This window comes from Rhizobacter fulvus, assembly GCF_964020785.1.
In genome coordinates this window covers 1894818-1911045 of sequence record NZ_OZ224516.1, presented here as the reverse complement: position 1 = coordinate 1911045, position 16228 = coordinate 1894818, and the positions used below count along the sequence as shown (strand labels likewise).

Below are 16228 nucleotides of genomic sequence, written 5' to 3'. Positions count from 1 at the left end.
GCGGTTGGCGCGGGTCGCGCGCGGGTCGGCGGCGTATCGGTGCCAGATTGTAGAAGTGCACACATTCGGCCCGTCGCGGCCGTGTCCTTCGGCTCCAGCGGCGGCGCTGGGTACCGATAACCGGGTTGAATCCGTCCGCACCCCATCCATGACCCCGACCGTCCAGCACGAACTCATCGCCTCGATGCAGCACAGTACGGCGGGCTGGTTGCTGTTCGACCCGCGCGACCGGCTCGCCGCGGCCAACGGGAGTGGCCGCGCGGCGCTCGGCATCGGGCCGGACGAGCACCCGACCTGGGAGCAGATGATGCGCAACTGCCACCAGCGCCGGCGCGGCCTGATGATCAACACCGACGACATCGATCGGTGGCTCGTCCGCGTCCGCCGGGCGTACCGCCGCCAGCCGGTGCGAAGCTTCGAGTCCGACCTGACCGATGGCCGCTGGATGTGGGTGACCGAGACGACCCGCCCCGACGGCTGGGTGTTCGTGGTGCTGGTCGACATCACGCCGCTGAAGGTCAACGAGGCGACGCTGCGCCGCGCCCGCGACGACGCGCTGATCGCGGCGATGACCGACCCGCTGACCAGCCTGTACAACCGCCGCTACATCTTCCGCCGGCTCGACGACCTGCTGTGCACGACCCAGAAGATGCGCATCCCGCTCGCGGTCGCGATGCTCGACCTCGATCACTTCAAGCGCGTCAACGACGTGCACGGCCACGCGGTCGGCGACGGCGTGCTGCAGCATTTCGCGCAGCAGATGCGCAAACACCTGCGCCCGCTCGACGCCGTCGGTCGAATCGGGGGCGAGGAGTTCCTGATGCTGCTGCCGAACGCCGACGCGACCAGTGCGTTGCCGGTGCTGGAGCGCCTGCGCGCGCGCCTCGACGACATGCAGGCGCCGCCGCCGCTGCCCTACACCTTCTCGGCCGGTGTCGCCGCCGCGTTGCCGGGCGATGGCGTCGCCGAGGTGGTGCGGCGCGCCGACGATGCGCTCTACGCGGCCAAGACTGGCGGGCGCAACCAGCTCGTCGTCGCGGCCTGCCCGGCCTGAATGCCGGCCATGCGCTTCAGCGCGCCGCGGCCTCGCGGAACCGCGCGATGCGTTCGGCGTCGGCCGGGTGGCTGGCGAGCGCGATGCCCAGGTCGACGCCTTGGCGCCCGCGCGCCGCGCCACGCTGCGCGGCCAGCCGCTCGAACAGCTCGACCATCACCGCCGGTGAAACCCCGGCGGCGCGCAGCAGTGCGATCGCGTCGCGATCGGCGTCGCGCTCGAAATCGCGCGAATACCCGGACTGCCCGAGCAGCGCCGGCGCTGCGGCCAGCACGCTGCTGAAGTCGCCGATCGCGATCCCGGTGGCCGTGCCGATCAGCGTGGCCTGCACCAGCAGGCGCATGCCGTGGCGGCGCTGCACATGCCCGAACTCGTGGCCGAGCACGCCGATCAGCACGTCGTCGCGCCCTTCCAGCAGCGCCAGCATCTCGTCGGTGACGACGATCGTGCCGCCCGGCAGTGCGAACGCGTTCGGGCCGAGCGGCGACGGTGCATCGGGCCCGCTCGCGCGGCCGGCGCGAAACAGCAGTTCGTGGCGCGCGCCGGGGCCTGCGCCCGGCGGATGGGCGCGCGCGAGCGCCTGCGAGAACGCAACGCGCAATGCGAGCCGGCGGGCTTCGGGCACGCGGCTCGGCGCCAGCAAGGTGCCGTCGAACGAGCGCAGCGCGGCGTCGCCGATCGTGCGGTCGATCGACACCGGCAGCAGCACGAGCACCGAGCGCGCGAGCCACGGCACGCCCCACAGGTAGCCGGCGGCGGCCAGCGCGAGCAGCAGCACGACCGCCACGCCGGTCGCACGCCAGCTCTGCTGCGCCCGGACCACCGCCGATTCGCCGAGGCCGCTGGCGCGCGCCCAAGCGTCCCATGCGCCTGCGTCCAGCGCGTGGACCGCGCCGCCGTCGTCGAAGTGGGCGACGCGTGCGCCGTGCCGGGTGCGCTCCGGCCAGCGCACGGCGGCCAGTGGCACGCGCCGCGCGGCGCCGTCGTCGCCGTCGATCTGCAGTGCCGCGCCGTCGATGCGCAGCGTGACGCGCCGCGCCCGCGCGGAGCTGCCGTCGAACAGGTCGGCGGCCAGCGCAGGCAGGGGCGCGCCGGCGTTCACAGGCCGATGTCGATCCCGAACAGGTCGCCGGCGGCATCGCCCGCCGCGTCGTCCGCGCGCCGGCGCAGCCGGTCGGCGAGTTCGTCCGGCGGCAGCATGGTCTGCACGCTCATCGCCTCGAGCCGCAGACGCGTCATCGCGACCTTGGCGAACGGCAGGTAGAGCCCGAGCGTCACCAGCACCAGCAGCCAGTTCTTCAGCGTCAGCCGCAACAGCGGCCAGAACCGCAGCCGGCTGTCGAACTCGACCAGCGGCCCGCGCGTGCGACCCCAGACGAGGTTCTGCAGCCGCGAGGTCAGGTACGGGGAGATGACCAGGATCATCGCGGCATACGCGCTGATGAACAGCAGCGTCATCGCGATGATCGCCGCCACCGACGCGCGGTTGCCGTTGCCGCCGAACACCAGCGCCAGCGCGCCGAACCCGCCGACGACCGCGGCGACCGCGCCGGCCAGCAGCGAGACGATCAGCACGACGCCGATCGTCTTGAGCGCCAGCCCGTAGAACGAGCCGGCGCCGGTGTCCAGGGTGGTGCGGGCCTGGCCGAGCGCGTAGTGGTCGTGCTGGTACTTCTTCAGGCGCCAGAAGAACAGCGGGAACAGGGCGAGTGCCGCCAGGAACGCCAGCCCCGCGACGCGATCGCCGGCGCGCGCGGACCGGCCGTCGAGAATCACGCCGATCAGCGAGATCGCGCCCGGCACGAACAGCGGCAGCATCGCGAGGTAGGCGCCGCGCAGGTCGCCGTCGAAGCGGAAGCGCAGGCCGCGCCAGCTGGTATTGGCCAGCCGGAACTGCATCGACGCGCGGAACAGCGCCGGCCACAGCGCCGCGACGATCAGGAACGCGATCAGCCCGGCCGTCGGCGAGACCCGGCCCGCCACCGAATACAGCAGCACCATCGCGCCGACCAGCAGGAAGCCGCGCAGCATGCGTTTGGGGTCGCCGTGGAAGTCGAGCGCGTGACCGCCGACCGAGGTGTTGCCGTAGAAGTAGCGCAGCCGCCGCACCTTGGCCCACGGGTAGTAGAGGCCGAGCGTCACCAGCGTGAGCAGCAGGTTGACGATCCAGATCCGGAAGTATTCGCTGCCCGAGCCGCTGAACGCGATCTCGAGCGGGTGCCGCGGCCCGGTGAGCGGCAGCGGTGCCGAGGCGGCGGCAGGGGAACCGAACCGCATCGACTCGAGCGGCATCGGAATCGTGTCTTCCATCGTGAACCTCCCTCCCCGTGCCTGTCTGGGTGCAGTTGGGGTGCCGCAAATCTAGCATCCGACGCCGTCATCGGGCCAACCCCGTTGCGTGCGCGGAACGGCTCTTGCTTAATCGCGATCGCGGCGCGCGCCGCATCAACCCACGAGGAGATCCGTCCATGCAGCCTTCCCGTCGTCTCGCCCTGGCCCTTGCCGCGGCCACTCTGGCCGCGCTTTCCAGCGCCGGTGCGTTCGCGCAAGCCAAGATCAAGGTCGCCGCGATCTACACGGTGCCGGTCGAGCAACAGTGGGTCAGCCGCATCGACAAGGCGCTGAAGGCCGCGGTCGCGCGTGGCGAGATCGAGTACGTGTTCAGCGAGAACGTCACGAACGCCGACTACGAGCGTGTGATGCGCGGCTACGCCGAGGGCGGCAACACGCTGATCGTCGGCGAGGCGTTCGCGGTCGAGGCGGCGGCGCGCAAGGTCGCGAAGGACTACCCGAAGGTCAGCTTCCTGCTCGGCTCCAGCGGCAAGCCGCAGGCGCCGAACTTCGGCGTGTTCGACAACTTCATCCAGGAGCCGGCGTACCTGAGCGGCATGATCGCCGGCGGCATGACCAAGAGCGGCAAGATCGGCATGGTCGGCGGCTACCCGATCCCCGAGGTCAACCGCCTGATGAACGCGTTCATGGCCGGCGCGAAGGAGACCAATCCGAAGGTCGAGTTCATGGTCAGCTTCATCAACAGCTGGTTCGACCCGCCGAAGGCCAAGGAGGCCGCGTTCGCGATGATCGACAAGGGCGCCGACGTGATGTATGCCGAGCGCTTCGGCGTCAGCGATGCCGCGAAGGAGAAGGGCAAGCTCGCGATCGGCAACGTCATCAACACGCAGGACAAGTACCCCGACACCGTGGTCGCCTCGGCGCTGTGGAACATGGAGCCGACGATCGACCTGGCGATCAAGTCCGTCAAGGCCGGCAGGTTCGAGGCCAAGGAGTACGGCGAGTACTCGATGATGAAGCACAAGGGCAGCGAGCTCAGCGCCCTCGGCACGTTCGCGAGGAAGGTGCCGGCCGACGTGGTCGCCAAGATGGAAGCGAAGCAGAAGGCGATCCTCGCCGGCAGCTTCACGGTGCCGGTCGACGACAGCCAGCCGAAGCCCACCGCGAAGTGACCGCGCCGGCCGGCTCAGGTCACCGCGGCCCAGACGAGGATGGCGAGCATCGCCAGGCCCATCGCGACCGGGTAGACCGCCCCCAGCGCCGCCAGCCGCAGCAGGCGCGGCCAGCGGCGTCCGCCGTAGATGCGGCCGAGCGCGAACCAGGTGTGCAGCGGCACCGCGACCAGGGTCACCGCTTTCAGCAGGCCGATCCCCGGCAGCGCGAGCACCATCGCGAGGAACCAGAACGCCTGCAGGTGCAGGGCGGCCACCAGGTGCTCGGTGTAGCGGCGCTGCCGGTTCGGATACAGCACGGCCAGACACAGCGCGAGCAGCGGCAGCACCGCGAACATCGCGACGCCGAGGTTCGAGACGAAGCGGTCGCCGAAGCGGTCGAGTTCGCGCTGGAAGCCGGCCGCGTCGAGGTTCACGCGCTGCTCGATGCGCCGGCACAGCCCGGCCGGCAGGCGCTCGCAACTGAACCGGCCGTCCTTCATCTCGAGGCGGCCGGGCCCGATGTCGAGCGCGAAGGCACCGGCGCGCGGGTCGAAGCCGTCGCCCTTGGCGATCGCCGCCGCGTCCGGGTCGAGGCTCGACGCGACGCGCAGCATCAGCAGCACGGCGACGCTGATCGTCAGGTAAAGCCGCAGCGGCAGCACGTAGTGCTTGCGCCGGCCGGCGAGGTACTGGCGCGTCAGCTCGCCGGGCCGCAGCACCAGCAGCTTGAGGCTGCGCCACAGCGCGCCTTCGGTCGACAGGTACGCGCCGCCGAACTGCTGCGCGAACTCGAGCAGCGTCGGCGGCTTGATGGCCGTGTCCTGGCCGCACGCCGGGCAGAACCGCGGCCGGTTCGCACCGAACGCTTCGCCGCAATTCAGGCAGGCGGCCGGTGGCGGGGCGTCGGCGGCGGGGGAATCACGCATGGCGCCGCAGTCTAGAGCCTCCACGCCCGCCGCCGCGCCGGTCGAGGTGCTGCGCCTCGACGCGATCACCAAGCGCTTCGGCAGCCTGGTCGCCAACGACGCGATCTCGCTGACGCTGGCGCGCGGCGAGGTGCTGGCGCTGCTCGGCGAGAACGGCGCCGGCAAGAGCACGCTGGTGTCGATCCTGTTCGGCCACTACGTCGCCGACGAGGGCCGGATCGAGGCCTTCGGCCAGCCGCTGCCGCCGGGCAACCCCAAGGCGGCGCTGGCGGCCGGCATCGGCATGGTGCACCAGCACTTCACGCTGGCCGACAACCTCAGCGTGCTCGACAACGTGATGCTCGGCACCGAGCCGCTGTGGCAGCCGTTCTCGCGGCGCGCGGCGGCGCGGGCCGCGCTGCTCGAGACGGCGCAGCGCTTCGGGTTGCAGGTCGAGCCGGACGCGCGGGTCGTCGACCTGTCGGTCGGCGAGCGCCAGCGGGTGGAGATTCTCAAGGCGCTGGTGTCCTTCGGAACGAGATGGGGCGCGAAGATCCTGATCCTCGACGAACCGACTGCGGTGCTGACGCCGCCCGAGGTCGTCACGCTGTTCGCGACGCTGGAGCAACTCGTCGCGCAGGGCCTGGGCGTGATCTTCATCAGCCACAAGCTCGACGAGGTGCTGCGCGTGTCGCACCGGGTCGCCGTCCTGCGCGGCGGCAAGCTGGTGGCAACCGTGGCGGCGAAGGACGCGAGCAAAGCCTCTCTGGCGGCGCTGATGGTCGGACGCGAGGTCGCGCCGGCGACGCGCACGCCGCGCGCGGCCGGCGCCGTGGTGTGTTCGCTGCGCGGCGTCGGCGTGGCCGGCGCGGGCCACGGCGCGCGGCTCGAAGGCGTCGACCTCGACCTGCGTGCCGGCGAGATCGTCGCGATCGCCGGTGTCGCGGGCAACGGCCAGCAGGCGCTCGCCGAACTGCTGTTCGGCATGCTCGCGGCCAGCGCCGGCAGGTTGACTTTCGACGGCCAGCCGCTGCCGGCCCACCCGCACGCCCGGGTGCGGGCCGGCGTTGCGCGCATCCCGGAAGACCGCCACGCGGTCGGTGTCGTCGGCGACCTGCCGATCTGGGAGAACGCGGTGCTCGAGCGCTACGCGACGCCGAGCTTCGCGCGCTTCGGCGTGACCAGGCGCGCCGCGGCGCAGGCGCATGCGCGCAAGGTGATCGAGCGCTTCGATGTGCGCGGCACGGAGTCGGCCGGCCTGGGGACGCCGACGCGGTCGCTGTCGGGCGGGAACATGCAGAAGCTGATTCTCGGGCGCGCGCTGCTCGGCGATCCGGGCGCTGCGATCGGCCCGCGCCTGATCGTCGCCGACCAGCCGACCTGGGGGCTGGACATCGGCGCGGTCGCCTTCGTGCACCAGCAGCTGCTCGACGCCTGCGCGCGGGGCGCCGCGGTGCTGCTGATTTCGGAAGATCTCGATGAGATCCTCGCCATCGCCGACCGCGTGGCGGTGATCCATGCCGGCCGCCTGACGGCCGCGAAGCCGGTCGCCGACTGGACGCTCGAATCGATCGGTCTCGCGATGGCCGGCGCGCAGGCGCCCGACCAGGCGCACGCCCATGCGCCTTGAACGCCGCGCCCGCCCGTCGCGCGCGCTGCAGGCCGGCGCGCCCTTCATCGCGGTCGCCTTCACGTTGCTGGTCACGTCGGCGCTGGTCGCATGGGCCGGCGCGCCGGTCGGCCGCGCGTATGCGCTGCTGCTCGACGGCGGCTTCGGCTCGCGCTTCGCGTGGAGCGAGACGCTGACGCGCGCGACGCCGCTGATCCTGACCGGCCTGGCGGCCGCGGTCGCGTTCAGGGCGCGCCTGTTCAATATCGGCGCCGAGGGCCAGTTGTATGCCGGCGCGCTCGCTGCGGTCGCGATCGGCGGCCTGCACGGCGGCACCGGGTACGCATGGAGCCCGTGGATGCTGTTCCCGCTGATGATGCTGGCCGCGGCCGTCGCCGGGGCACTGCTGCTGCTCGGCCCGGCGCTGCTGAAGAGCCGGCTCGGCGTCGACGAGGTCGTGACGACGCTGCTGCTGAACTTCATCGTGCTGCTGTTCGTCTCGATGATGCTCGACGGCCCGATGAAGGACCCGACCGCGATGGGCTGGCCGCAGAGCGTCGCGCTGCAGGAGTCGATGCAACTCGGCAAGCTGATCGAGCGCACCCGCGTGCACACCGGGCTGCTCTGGGCGCTGGTGCTGGCGGTCGCGCTGTGGGCGCTGCTGCGCTTCACGACCACCGGGTTCGAGATCCGGGCCGTCGGCTTCAATGCGCGCGCCGCGGCGTTCGCGGGCATGCCGGTGGCGTGGGTCAACGTGAAGGTCGCGCTGCTGTCCGGTGCGCTGGCCGGGCTGGCCGGCGCGATCGAGGTCGCGGGCCGCACCGGCTACGTCACGCTCGACATGTCGCCGGGCTACGGCTACAGCGGCATCGTGATCGCGATGCTGGCGGGGCTGAGCCCGCTCGGCGTCATCGCGGCGTCGGTGTTCGTCGCCGGCATCCTGGTCGGGGCCGACAGCATGAGCCGCGCCGTCAACGTGCCGACTTACATCGCCGACGTGATCGTCTCGGTCTCGCTGCTGAGCATGCTGGTCGCCACGCTCGCGGCCCAGTACCGCGTCGTGCGCGCGAGGAGCGCCCATGTTCGCTGAGATCGCCGACCTGCTTCTGAGCGCGCCGTTCTGGGTCGCGGTGCTGCGCATCGCGACGCCGCTGATCCTCGGCACGCTCGGCGTGCTGCTGTGCGAGCGTGCCGGCGTGCTGAACCTGGGCATCGAAGGGATCATGGTTGCCGGCGCGTTCGCCGGCTGGCTCACGGTCTACCAGGGCGGCGCCCTGTGGGTGGGCGTGGCCGTGGCTGCGTTGGTCGGTGCGTTGTTCGGGCTGCTGCACGGGCTTTTGACGGTGACGCTGTCGCTGTCGCAGCATGTCTCGGGTCTGGGCATCACGCTGTTCGCGACCAGCCTGGCGAGCTACGGCTACCGCGTCAGCTTTCCGAAGGTCGAGAGCCCGCCGACGATCCAGCCGTTCGCAGCGATGGAATGGCTGCCCGTTCCGGTGCTGAGCGGGCAGACGCCGCTGACGCTGCTGGCGCTCGTGCTGGTGCCGGCGATCGGGTGGCTGCTGTACCGCACGCCGCTCGGCCTGGCGCTGCGCACCGTCGGCGAGAACCCGGCCGCCGCCGAAGGGCAGGGGCTGAATGTCGCGGCGCTGCGCATCGGCGCGCTTGCCGCGGGGTCGGCGCTGATGGGCGTGGCGGGCGCGTTCCTGACGCTCGCGGCGTTCAACGCGTTCTACTTCAACATGGTCAACGGCCGCGGCTGGGTCTGCGTCGCGCTGGTCGTGTTCGCGTCGTGGCGGCCCGGCAAGGCGCTGCTCGGCGCGCTGCTGTTCGCGGTGTTCGACGCGCTGCAGCTGCGCCTGCAGCAGTCCGGCACCGGTCTGTTCGGCGTCAGCGTGCCGTACCAGGTCTACCTGATGCTGCCGTACCTGCTGTCGATCGCCGCGCTGGTGCTGGTGGCGCGCTGCGCGGCGTATCCGCAGGCGTTGATGAAGCCCTATCGCAAGGGCGAACGCTGACGATTCATTTGAAGGGGTTCGCGGTCGCGAACCACAGGCCGATGCCGGTCGCGATGATGAACGCGCCGTCGAGCACGCCGACCAGCAGGAACACCTTGTTCTGCAGCGTTTCCATCAGCTCCGGCTGGCGCGCCGAGGCCTCGAGGTACTTGCTGCCGAGCAGGCCGACGCCGAGGCACGAGCCGATCGCGCCGAGACCGATCATGTGGCTGACGCCGAGCGGGAGGAGGTTGATGCCGTCCATGTGAACTCCGGGGGTTGAGAAGCTGCGTTGAGGGCATCTTCCCGCCGGGCGATCATTGGGGCGATGACCTCTCAGGTCATGGCCGCGCGCGGCTCAGATCCGCAGGGCGGTCGCGAGCCGGTCGATGCGGCGCTTGAGCACGTCGATCCAGCCGGGCTCGGCGTTGGTGCGGTCCTGCGCGGCGATCACCAGCACCGCCATCACGGCGACCAGGGTCGTGCCGAACAGCCACAGCGCAGTGCCGAGCACGAAGTCGATCGACACCGTGCGGCTCCACGGCCGCGCGATGCCGAGGAAGGCGCAGTACAGCCACAGGCAGTTGGACAGCGCGACCGGCACCGCGACCCGCAGGAAGTCACGCGGCTTCCAGCGCGCGACGCGTCGGCCGCGGGCCAAACCGGGGAAGGTGTAGCGGTGCAGCACGAAGGCGTTGATCGTCAGCACCACCACCAGCACCAGCTTGCCCTGCAGCTTGGGATTGCCGCTGAGGTAGCTGGGATCGGTTCCCAGGCCGAGCAGGATCATGGCGCCGCCGGTGACGTACAGGACCATCAGCGCGATCGTGATCAGGCGCATCACGTAGGGGTTGGGCGGCGCGATGCGCACGCGGTCATCGGCCAGGCGGCGCAGCAGCCGCATGTCGGTGGCGACGATCGCCCCGAGTGCCAGGCTGGTGCCGAGCAGGTGGGCGAACAGGAGAAGCAGCTTGAACACGGGGGCGGGGCGGGTGCCTGGGGCCTAGACTCGGAGTCGATTCTCCATTTTCGACCTCCTGGCCGGTTGCTTGAGGTGGCGTGTGTTTCCGGACGTTTGTGGAAAGATTGGCAGATGCAAGAACACCAGCCCCTTCTATTCCGCGGCGCGTCGCTCGTCGATGGCCGGGTCGACCAGGACGTGCTGGTGCAGGCCGGCCGCATCGCGGCGATCGGCACCGCCCTTGCCGCGCCGGCCGACGCGCAGGTGATCGAGGCCGGCGGCGGGCTGCTCGCGCCGCCGTTCGTCGACCCGCACTTCCACATGGATGCGACGCTCAGCTACGGCCTGCCGCGCATCAACGCCAGCGGCACCCTGCTCGAAGGCATCGCGCTGTGGGGCGAACTGAAGCCCGAGCTGACGCAGCAGGCCCTGGTCGAACGCGCGCTGCAGTATTGCGACTGGGCAGTGGCCAAGGGGCTGCTGGCGATCCGCACCCATGTCGACGTCTGCGACGACCGGCTGCTCGCGGTGGAGGCGCTGCTGCAGGTCAGGAAGACGGTGGCGCCGTACCTCGACCTGCAGCTCGTCGCGTTCCCGCAGGATGGCGTGCTGCGCTCGCCGACCGCGCTCGCCAACCTGAAGCGCGCGCTCGACCTCGGCGTCGACGTGGTGGGCGGCATCCCGCATTTCGAGCGCACGATGGCCGACGGCGCCGAGAGCGTGCGCCTGCTTTGCGAGCTGGCGGCCGAGCGCGGCCTGCGGGTCGACATGCATTGCGACGAGAGTGACGACCCGCTGTCGCGCCATGTCGAGACGCTCGCGTTCCAGACCCATCGCCTGGGGTTGCACGGCCGGGTCACCGGCTCGCACCTGACCTCGATGCACTCGATGGACAACTACTATGTGAGCAAACTGCTGCCGCTGATGCGCGAGGCGCAGTTGCATGCCATCGCGAACCCGCTGATCAACATCACGCTGCAGGGCCGGCACGACACCTACCCCAAGCGCCGCGGCATGACGCGCGTCCCGGAACTCATGGCGGCCGGCATCAACGTCGCATTCGGCCACGATTGCGTGATGGACCCGTGGTATTCGCTCGGTTCGGGGGACATGCTCGAGGTCGCGCAGATGGGGCTGCACGTGGCGCAGATGACCTCGCAGGCCGGCATGCGCGCGTGCTTCGACGCGGTGACGGTCAACGCCGCGCGCGTGCTCGGGCTCGAGGGCTACGGCGTCGACGTCGGCTGCCACGCCGACTTCGTGCTGCTGCAGGCGCGCGACCCGGTCGAGGCGATCCGCCTGCGCGCGCAACGCCTGCAGGTGGTGCGGCGCGGTCGGGTGGTGGCGCAGACGCCGGCGGCCACCGCCGCAGTGCACTTGCCGGGACGGCCGCAAAGTGTGGACTGGACGCTACGTCGCTGAGGCGGTGCGCACGAGGGGCGCCGCTAAAATGGGCCAGAGCCACCAGTGTGGCCACAGGGACGGCTCTCCATGAAACTCATTGGTTCTCTCACCAGCCCGTACGTGCGCAAGGTGCGCATCGTGATGGCCGAGAAAAAACTCGACTACCAGCACGAGCTCGAGGACGTGTGGGCCAATGACAAGATCATGAAGTCCAACCCGCTGGGCAAGGTGCCCTGCCTGGTGCTGCCGGGCGGCGAGGCGATCTTCGATTCGCGCGTGATCGTCGAGTACCTGGACACCCGCTCGCCGGTCAGCCGGCTGATCCCCGAGGGCAGCCGCGAGCGGATCGAGGTGCGCACCTGGGAGGCGCTGGCCGACGGCATCCTCGATGCCGCGATCCTGGCCCGGCTGGAACAGACCTGGGCCGGCCGCACCGACGCGCAGCGCAGTCCGGCCTGGATCGAGCGGCAGATGCACAAGATCGACGTGTCGCTCGACGCGGTCAGCACCGGCCTGGCGGACAAGCCGTGGTGCACGGGCATCCACCTGTCGCTGGCCGATATCGCGGTCGGGTGCGCGCTCGACTACATGAGCTTTCGCTTCCCGCAGGTCGCCTGGCGCGAGAAGCATGCCAACCTCGCGAAGCTCGCCGACAAGCTCGCCACGCGCGCCAGCTTCGCCGACACCCGGCCGCCGGGCACCTGAGCGTTCAGTCCGGTCCGTTGGCGGCCGGACGCGGACGAAGGTCCAGGTGCAGCTTGCGGTAGATCGCACGCAGCGTCAGGCCGATCTGTTGCGGCGTCATCTGCGTGCTGCGTGCGACCTCGGCCATCGAGGCGCCGGCGCCGATGGCGTGCAGCAGCTTCAATTCGGGCTCGAGCAGCGGGTGTGCACCGGTGCGCAACTGCATCGTCAGCAGCTGCGCGACGCGTGCATCCATCGACGACTCGCCGGCGAGCATCCGCTGCATCCGCAGCAACAGGTCGGGCCCGACATGGCCGGAGAGCGCATAGCCGTCGGCGCCGTGCCGCAGCGTGTGCATCAGGTGCGGATCGCGCAGCGATGGCGTCAGCGCCAGCACATGCGAGCGACGCGGCCGCAGCTCGTCGAGCAGGTTGACCAGCGGGCCGTCGGGCAGGCGCACGTCGGCGACGATCAGGTCGGGCAGGCGCCGGGCGAGCGCCGTGCGGGCAGCGGCGAGCGAGTCGACCGCGTCGCTGACCGCCATCGTGGCGTCGCTTCCGGCGAGGCGGCTGATCTCGGCGCGCGCCGTCGCGTCGAGGACGATGAGAAGAATGCTGGACATGAACGCTCGTCGCGTGAATCGAGGAGCGAATTGTTCCGAACCGGCCCGGTTTGCGCATCCCGCGGGTCGTGTGCGTGCGCAGCCGACGCCGCGTGTCGGAAGGGCGCTGACACGCTGTGAACTGCGGACACATTCGTGCGCCGGCGGCGCGGCGGCCCCCGGGCGCGTCAGCGCGTGGCCGCGACCCCGAAGCTCGAGGCCTGCGCCTGCGGCCAGTAGATCCTGAACACCTGCTGCGACATCTCGCCGCGCAGCAGTTCGCCGGGCTGCACGAACGGCATCAGCGTCGCGAGGAGCTTCACGCTCTGCTCGGCGGTGCGGCGCACGATGTGCGAAGCGGTGATCTGGCTCGGGTCCGCGAGGCCGGCGGCCTGCACCAGTTCCTTCAACGCCATCAGCGTGTTCTGGTGAAAGTGAAAGACCCGCTCGGCCTTGGTCGGCACCACGAGGGCCCGCGCGCGCTGCTCGTCCTGCGTCGCGACGCCGGTCGGGCAATGGCCGGTGTGGCAGCTCTGCGCCTGGATGCAGCCGAGCGAGAACATGAAGCCGCGCGCCGAGTTGCACCAGTCGGCTCCGAGCGCGAGCATGCGCGCGATGTCGAACGCGCTGACCACCTTGCCGGCGCACCCGATCTTGATCTTGCTGCGCAGGTTCAACCCGACCAGCGTGTTGTGCACCAGCAGCAGCCCCTCCTGCAGCGGCGCACCGACATGGTCGGTGAACTCCAGCGGCGCCGCGCCGGTGCCGCCTTCGGCGCCGTCCACGACGATGAAGTCGGGCGTGATGCCGGTCTCGAGCATCGCCTTGGCGATCGCGAACCACTCCCACGGGTGGCCGATGCACAGCTTGAAGCCGGTCGGCTTGCCGCCCGACAGGGTGCGCAGCTTGTCGATGAACTGCATCATCTCGATCGGTGTCGAAAACGCCGCGTGGCTGGCCGGCGAGACGCAATCGATCCAGGCCGGCACGCCGCGCGCCGCGGCGATCTCGGGCGTGACCTTCGGCCCCGGCAGCACGCCGCCGTGGCCCGGCTTGGCGCCCTGGCTGAGCTTGAGTTCGATCATCTTCACCTGCGGCTGGCAGGCGTTGGCGGCGAAGCGCTCCTCGCTGAACGCGCCGTGCTCGTCGCGGCAGCCGAAGTAGCCCGAACCGATCTCCCAGATCAGGTCGCCGCCGTTCTCGCGGTGGTAGCGGCTGATCGAGCCCTCGCCGGTGTCGTGCGCGAAGTTGCCGCGCTTGGCGCCGGCGTTGAGCGCCAGGATCGCGTTCGCGCTGAGCGCGCCGAAGCTCATCGCCGAGATGTTGAAGATGCTGGCGCTGTACGGCTGCGCGCGCGCCGCGCCGATCGTGATGCGGAAGTCGTGCGACGCGAGCGTGGTCGGCTGCAGCGAGTGGTTGATCCACTCGTAGCCGACCGCGCCGACGTCCATCTGCGTGCCGAACGGCCGCTTGTCGGCCTCGCCCTTCGCGCGCTGGTAGACCAGCGAGCGCTGCTGGCGCGAGAACGGCGCGGCCTCGTTGTCGCCCTCGATGAAGTACTGCCGCATCTCGGGCCGGATGAACTCGAGCAGGAAGCGCAGGTGGCCGATCACCGGGTAGTTGCGCAGCACCGAATGGCGCGTCTGGCGCGTGTCGCGCACGCCCAGTCCGACGAGCAGCGTGAAGGCCAGCGCCGGCGCGCCGCCGACGCCGAAGCCGACCCACGTGAAGGCGCACAGCAGCGCGCCGACGGCGCACAGCAACCACACCGCATACCGCACCGGCACGTGCCGGTCGAGCTGCTTGAGCCAATCGAACATGAGCGTTCACCCCGCGTCTTTGGCGCGATGGTAGGGCCGCGCCGCGGCGATGTTCGGTGCGGGAATGCCCGAATACCGGTGCAGACGCGGGCATCGCCGGGCGCGCAACCGACGCTGCCCGGTGCTCAGGGAGGCCGAAGCGCGCGTCTGGCCGCGGACAGCACCTCGCGGCTCAGCCCGTCGACCAGGCGCGCGGCCGAGCGTGCGTGCTGCCAATGCAGCGGCGTGTCGAGCGGCGTGCCGGGCACGAGTTCGACCAGGCGGCCGGCCGCGAGGTGGGACGCGATCAGTGCCTGTGGCTGCAGCCCCCAGCCCATGCCGGCCAGCGCCGCGACGACGAAGGCCTGCGGCGAGGGCAGTCCATGGCGCGGCAGGTCGACGTGCCGATGGCACTGTCGTCGCGCCCAGCGGGCCTGCAGTTCGTCCTTGGCGTTGAAGACCAGGCTCGGCGCCTGCGCCAGACTGGAAGCCCCGACGCCGCCGGCGAAGTGACGGGCCACGAACGCGGGGCTTGCGACCGCCAGGTAGCGCAGCGCGCCGAGCGGGCGGCTGTTGCAACCCGCCGCGGGCCGGGCGGTGGCGGTCACCGCGGCCAGCACCGAGCCGCTGCGCAGCCACTCGGCGGTGTGGTCCTGGTCGTCGACCGCCACGTCGACGAGCACGTGCGCGTCGGCGGCGAACGCCGCGAGGGCCGGCGCGAACCAGGTCGCCAGGCTGTCGGCGTTGACCGCCAGTGGCAGCCGCACGCGCGCGATGCCGTTCCGGGCCAGCGCCGGGGTCGTGCCCTGCAGTTCCTGCTCGAGCAGCCGCACGCGATCGACGTGCTGACACAGCCGGCGCCCGGTCTCCGTGGCGCGGCACGGCTGCTCGCGCACCACCAGCGGGCAACCGATGCGCTCCTCGAGCAGGCGGATGCGCTGCGACACCGCCGAGGGCGTCACGTGGAGTGCGAGCGCAGCCCGCTCGAAGCTGCCCTCGCGGATGACGGCCGCCAGGGCGGCCAGCGCGGCGTAGTCCAGCATCGGTTCAGTTTCGCTTCATTCGACGTAGAAAGCTTAGTTTGCCTACGGCACGTCGGGCTGGCAAGCTGACCGCATGACGCCGACCCTGAGCACCGTGGCTGCCTTCCCTGTCTTCTTCAACGGGCTGGTGTTGAGCCTGGGGCTGATCGTCGCGATCGGTGCGCAGAATGCCTTCGTGCTGCGCCAGGGGCTGCGCCGCGAGCACGTCGGCACGGTCGTGCTGTTCTGCGCGGTCGCCGACGCGGTGCTGATCGCGGCCGGGGTGCTCGGCATGGCGCAGGCGCTCGGTGAGAGCCCGCGGCTGGCGCAGGCACTGGCGCTGGCCGGGGCGGCCTTCCTGGCGTGGTACGGCTGGCAGGCGCTCCGGCGCGCGCGTCACGCCGGCAGCCTCCAGGCGGCCCCTGGCGGCAACGGGCTTCGCCGTGGCGCCGCGATCGCCCAGGCGGCGGCATTCACGCTGCTCAACCCGCACGTCTATCTCGACACGGTGCTGCTGGTCGGCAGCATCGGCGCGCAGCAGCCGGCGGCGCTGCGCGGTTGGTTCATCGCCGGCGCGGCGGGCGCGAGCCTGCTGTGGTTCGTGCTGCTGGGCTTCGGCGCCCGTCGGCTGGCGCCCTCGTTCGCGCGACCACGGGCCTGGCAGGTGCTCGACGCGCTGATCGGCGGGACGATGTGCCTGTTGGCGGCGCTGCTGGTTCGGCACGCGCTGTCGGGCGGCTGACGAA

16 protein-coding genes are annotated in these 16228 nt (G+C 71.0%); 8 read left to right on the top strand and 8 right to left on the bottom strand.

The genetic code is table 11. From position 1 onward, the window contains the following. Positions 1 to 148 precede the first annotated feature (148 nt). A complete protein-coding gene (locus ACWH49_RS09125; RefSeq protein ID WP_448171173.1) occupies positions 149 to 1054 on the top strand; it encodes a diguanylate cyclase in 906 nt (301 codons plus the stop codon). Between the two features lie 16 nt (positions 1055 to 1070). Here ACWH49_RS09125 and ACWH49_RS09120 read toward each other — a convergent pair whose 3' ends face one another. Both ACWH49_RS09120 and ACWH49_RS09115 read right to left on the bottom strand, forming a co-directional pair. After that, positions 1071 to 2156, bottom strand: coding sequence for a M48 family metallopeptidase (locus ACWH49_RS09120; protein WP_448171172.1), 1086 nt, complete (start codon positions 2154 to 2156; stop codon positions 1071 to 1073). Beyond that, complete coding sequence (locus ACWH49_RS09115; protein ID WP_448171171.1) at positions 2153 to 3364, bottom strand: YjgN family protein; 1212 nt, start codon at positions 3362 to 3364, stop codon at positions 2153 to 2155. Before ACWH49_RS09115 ends, ACWH49_RS09120 begins: the two co-directional genes overlap by 4 nt. Positions 3365 to 3522: 158 nt before the next feature. Here ACWH49_RS09115 and ACWH49_RS09110 point away from each other — a divergent pair, with 158 nt between their 5' ends. Beyond that, positions 3523 to 4518 (top strand): BMP family protein, encoded by a 996-nt coding sequence (locus ACWH49_RS09110; protein WP_448171170.1) that lies wholly within the window; start codon positions 3523 to 3525, stop codon positions 4516 to 4518. A 14-nt stretch (positions 4519 to 4532) separates the two neighbouring features. Here ACWH49_RS09110 and ACWH49_RS09105 read toward each other — a convergent pair whose 3' ends face one another. After that, positions 4533 to 5426, bottom strand: a complete 894-nt coding sequence (locus ACWH49_RS09105) for a DUF3667 domain-containing protein (RefSeq protein WP_448171169.1) — start codon at positions 5424 to 5426, stop codon at positions 4533 to 4535. On the opposite strand from ACWH49_RS09105, the gene ACWH49_RS09100 reads away from it, so the two are divergent. Genes ACWH49_RS09100 through ACWH49_RS09090 form a run of 3 tightly spaced genes read left to right on the top strand, consistent with a single transcriptional unit; the run spans position 5425 to position 9032 of the window. Beyond that, the gene (locus ACWH49_RS09100; RefSeq protein WP_448171168.1) at positions 5425 to 7035 is read left to right on the top strand and encodes an ABC transporter ATP-binding protein; all 1611 of its coding nucleotides are present in this window, start codon (positions 5425 to 5427) and stop codon (positions 7033 to 7035) included. The two genes, ACWH49_RS09105 and ACWH49_RS09100, sit on opposite strands and share 2 nt — an antisense overlap. After that, positions 7025 to 8104: an ABC transporter permease gene (locus ACWH49_RS09095; protein ID WP_448171167.1), complete on the top strand. Its 1080-nt coding sequence runs from the start codon at positions 7025 to 7027 to the stop codon at positions 8102 to 8104. Before ACWH49_RS09100 ends, ACWH49_RS09095 begins: the two co-directional genes overlap by 11 nt. Continuing rightward, entirely contained in the window at positions 8094 to 9032 is a 939-nt protein-coding gene (locus ACWH49_RS09090) for an ABC transporter permease (RefSeq protein ID WP_448171166.1), read from the top strand. Before ACWH49_RS09095 ends, ACWH49_RS09090 begins: the two co-directional genes overlap by 11 nt. Before the next feature lie 4 nt (positions 9033 to 9036). Here the strand turns inward: ACWH49_RS09090 and atpE are convergent, their stop codons facing one another. Together atpE and ACWH49_RS09080 are read right to left on the bottom strand one after the other, a co-directional pair. Continuing rightward, on the bottom strand, positions 9037 to 9276 hold the full coding sequence (gene atpE / locus ACWH49_RS09085) for a F0F1 ATP synthase subunit C (protein ID WP_056466547.1): 240 nt from the start codon (positions 9274 to 9276) through the stop codon (positions 9037 to 9039). Positions 9277 to 9369: 93 nt separating this feature from the next. Further along, entirely contained in the window at positions 9370 to 9990 is a 621-nt protein-coding gene (locus ACWH49_RS09080; protein ID WP_448171165.1) for a hypothetical protein, read from the bottom strand. A 114-nt stretch (positions 9991 to 10104) separates the two neighbouring features. On the opposite strand from ACWH49_RS09080, the gene ACWH49_RS09075 reads away from it, so the two are divergent. After that, the gene (locus tag ACWH49_RS09075; protein ID WP_448171164.1) at positions 10105 to 11394 is read left to right on the top strand and encodes an amidohydrolase family protein; all 1290 of its coding nucleotides are present in this window, start codon (positions 10105 to 10107) and stop codon (positions 11392 to 11394) included. Between the two features lie 69 nt (positions 11395 to 11463). Then, entirely contained in the window at positions 11464 to 12081 is a 618-nt protein-coding gene (locus tag ACWH49_RS09070) for a glutathione S-transferase family protein (RefSeq protein ID WP_056466539.1), read from the top strand. Between the two features lie 4 nt (positions 12082 to 12085). On the opposite strand, the gene ACWH49_RS09065 is transcribed toward ACWH49_RS09070, so the two are convergent. From ACWH49_RS09065 to ACWH49_RS09055, 3 genes are all read right to left on the bottom strand, one after another. Beyond that, positions 12086 to 12682 (bottom strand): hypothetical protein, encoded by a 597-nt coding sequence (locus ACWH49_RS09065; protein ID WP_448171163.1) that lies wholly within the window; start codon positions 12680 to 12682, stop codon positions 12086 to 12088. Positions 12683 to 12849: 167 nt separating this feature from the next. Further along, positions 12850 to 14481, bottom strand: a complete 1632-nt coding sequence (locus ACWH49_RS09060) for an FMN-binding glutamate synthase family protein (protein WP_448171162.1) — start codon at positions 14479 to 14481, stop codon at positions 12850 to 12852. A 125-nt stretch (positions 14482 to 14606) separates the two neighbouring features. Then, on the bottom strand, positions 14607 to 15503 hold the full coding sequence (locus ACWH49_RS09055; protein ID WP_448171161.1) for a LysR family transcriptional regulator ArgP: 897 nt from the start codon (positions 15501 to 15503) through the stop codon (positions 14607 to 14609). Positions 15504 to 15576: 73 nt separating this feature from the next. On the opposite strand from ACWH49_RS09055, the gene ACWH49_RS09050 reads away from it, so the two are divergent. Continuing rightward, positions 15577 to 16224 (top strand): LysE/ArgO family amino acid transporter, encoded by a 648-nt coding sequence (locus ACWH49_RS09050; protein ID WP_448171160.1) that lies wholly within the window; start codon positions 15577 to 15579, stop codon positions 16222 to 16224. Positions 16225 to 16228: the final 4 nt, after the last annotated feature.

Excerpts from the sequence above, each read along its gene's own strand:
- ACWH49_RS09125 (WP_448171173.1), top strand. The coding sequence starts at position 149 with ATGACCCCGACCGTCCAGCACGAACTCATCGCCTCGATGCAGCACAGT.
- ACWH49_RS09115 (WP_448171171.1), bottom strand. The coding sequence starts at position 3,364 with ATGGAAGACACGATTCCGATGCCGCTCGAGTCGATGCGGTTCGGTTCC.
- ACWH49_RS09110 (WP_448171170.1), top strand. The coding sequence starts at position 3,523 with ATGCAGCCTTCCCGTCGTCTCGCCCTGGCCCTTGCCGCGGCCACTCTG.
- ACWH49_RS09100 (WP_448171168.1), top strand. The coding sequence starts at position 5,425 with ATGGCGCCGCAGTCTAGAGCCTCCACGCCCGCCGCCGCGCCGGTCGAG.
- ACWH49_RS09105 (WP_448171169.1), bottom strand. The coding sequence starts at position 5,426 with ATGCGTGATTCCCCCGCCGCCGACGCCCCGCCACCGGCCGCCTGCCTG.
- ACWH49_RS09095 (WP_448171167.1), top strand. The coding sequence starts at position 7,025 with ATGCGCCTTGAACGCCGCGCCCGCCCGTCGCGCGCGCTGCAGGCCGGC.
- ACWH49_RS09090 (WP_448171166.1), top strand. The coding sequence starts at position 8,094 with ATGTTCGCTGAGATCGCCGACCTGCTTCTGAGCGCGCCGTTCTGGGTC.
- atpE (WP_056466547.1), bottom strand. The coding sequence starts at position 9,276 with ATGGACGGCATCAACCTCCTCCCGCTCGGCGTCAGCCACATGATCGGT.
- ACWH49_RS09075 (WP_448171164.1), top strand. The coding sequence starts at position 10,105 with ATGCAAGAACACCAGCCCCTTCTATTCCGCGGCGCGTCGCTCGTCGAT.
- ACWH49_RS09070 (WP_056466539.1), top strand. The coding sequence starts at position 11,464 with ATGAAACTCATTGGTTCTCTCACCAGCCCGTACGTGCGCAAGGTGCGC.
- ACWH49_RS09065 (WP_448171163.1), bottom strand. The coding sequence starts at position 12,682 with ATGTCCAGCATTCTTCTCATCGTCCTCGACGCGACGGCGCGCGCCGAG.
- ACWH49_RS09060 (WP_448171162.1), bottom strand. The coding sequence starts at position 14,481 with ATGTTCGATTGGCTCAAGCAGCTCGACCGGCACGTGCCGGTGCGGTAT.
- ACWH49_RS09055 (WP_448171161.1), bottom strand. The coding sequence starts at position 15,503 with ATGCTGGACTACGCCGCGCTGGCCGCCCTGGCGGCCGTCATCCGCGAG.
- ACWH49_RS09050 (WP_448171160.1), top strand. The coding sequence starts at position 15,577 with ATGACGCCGACCCTGAGCACCGTGGCTGCCTTCCCTGTCTTCTTCAAC.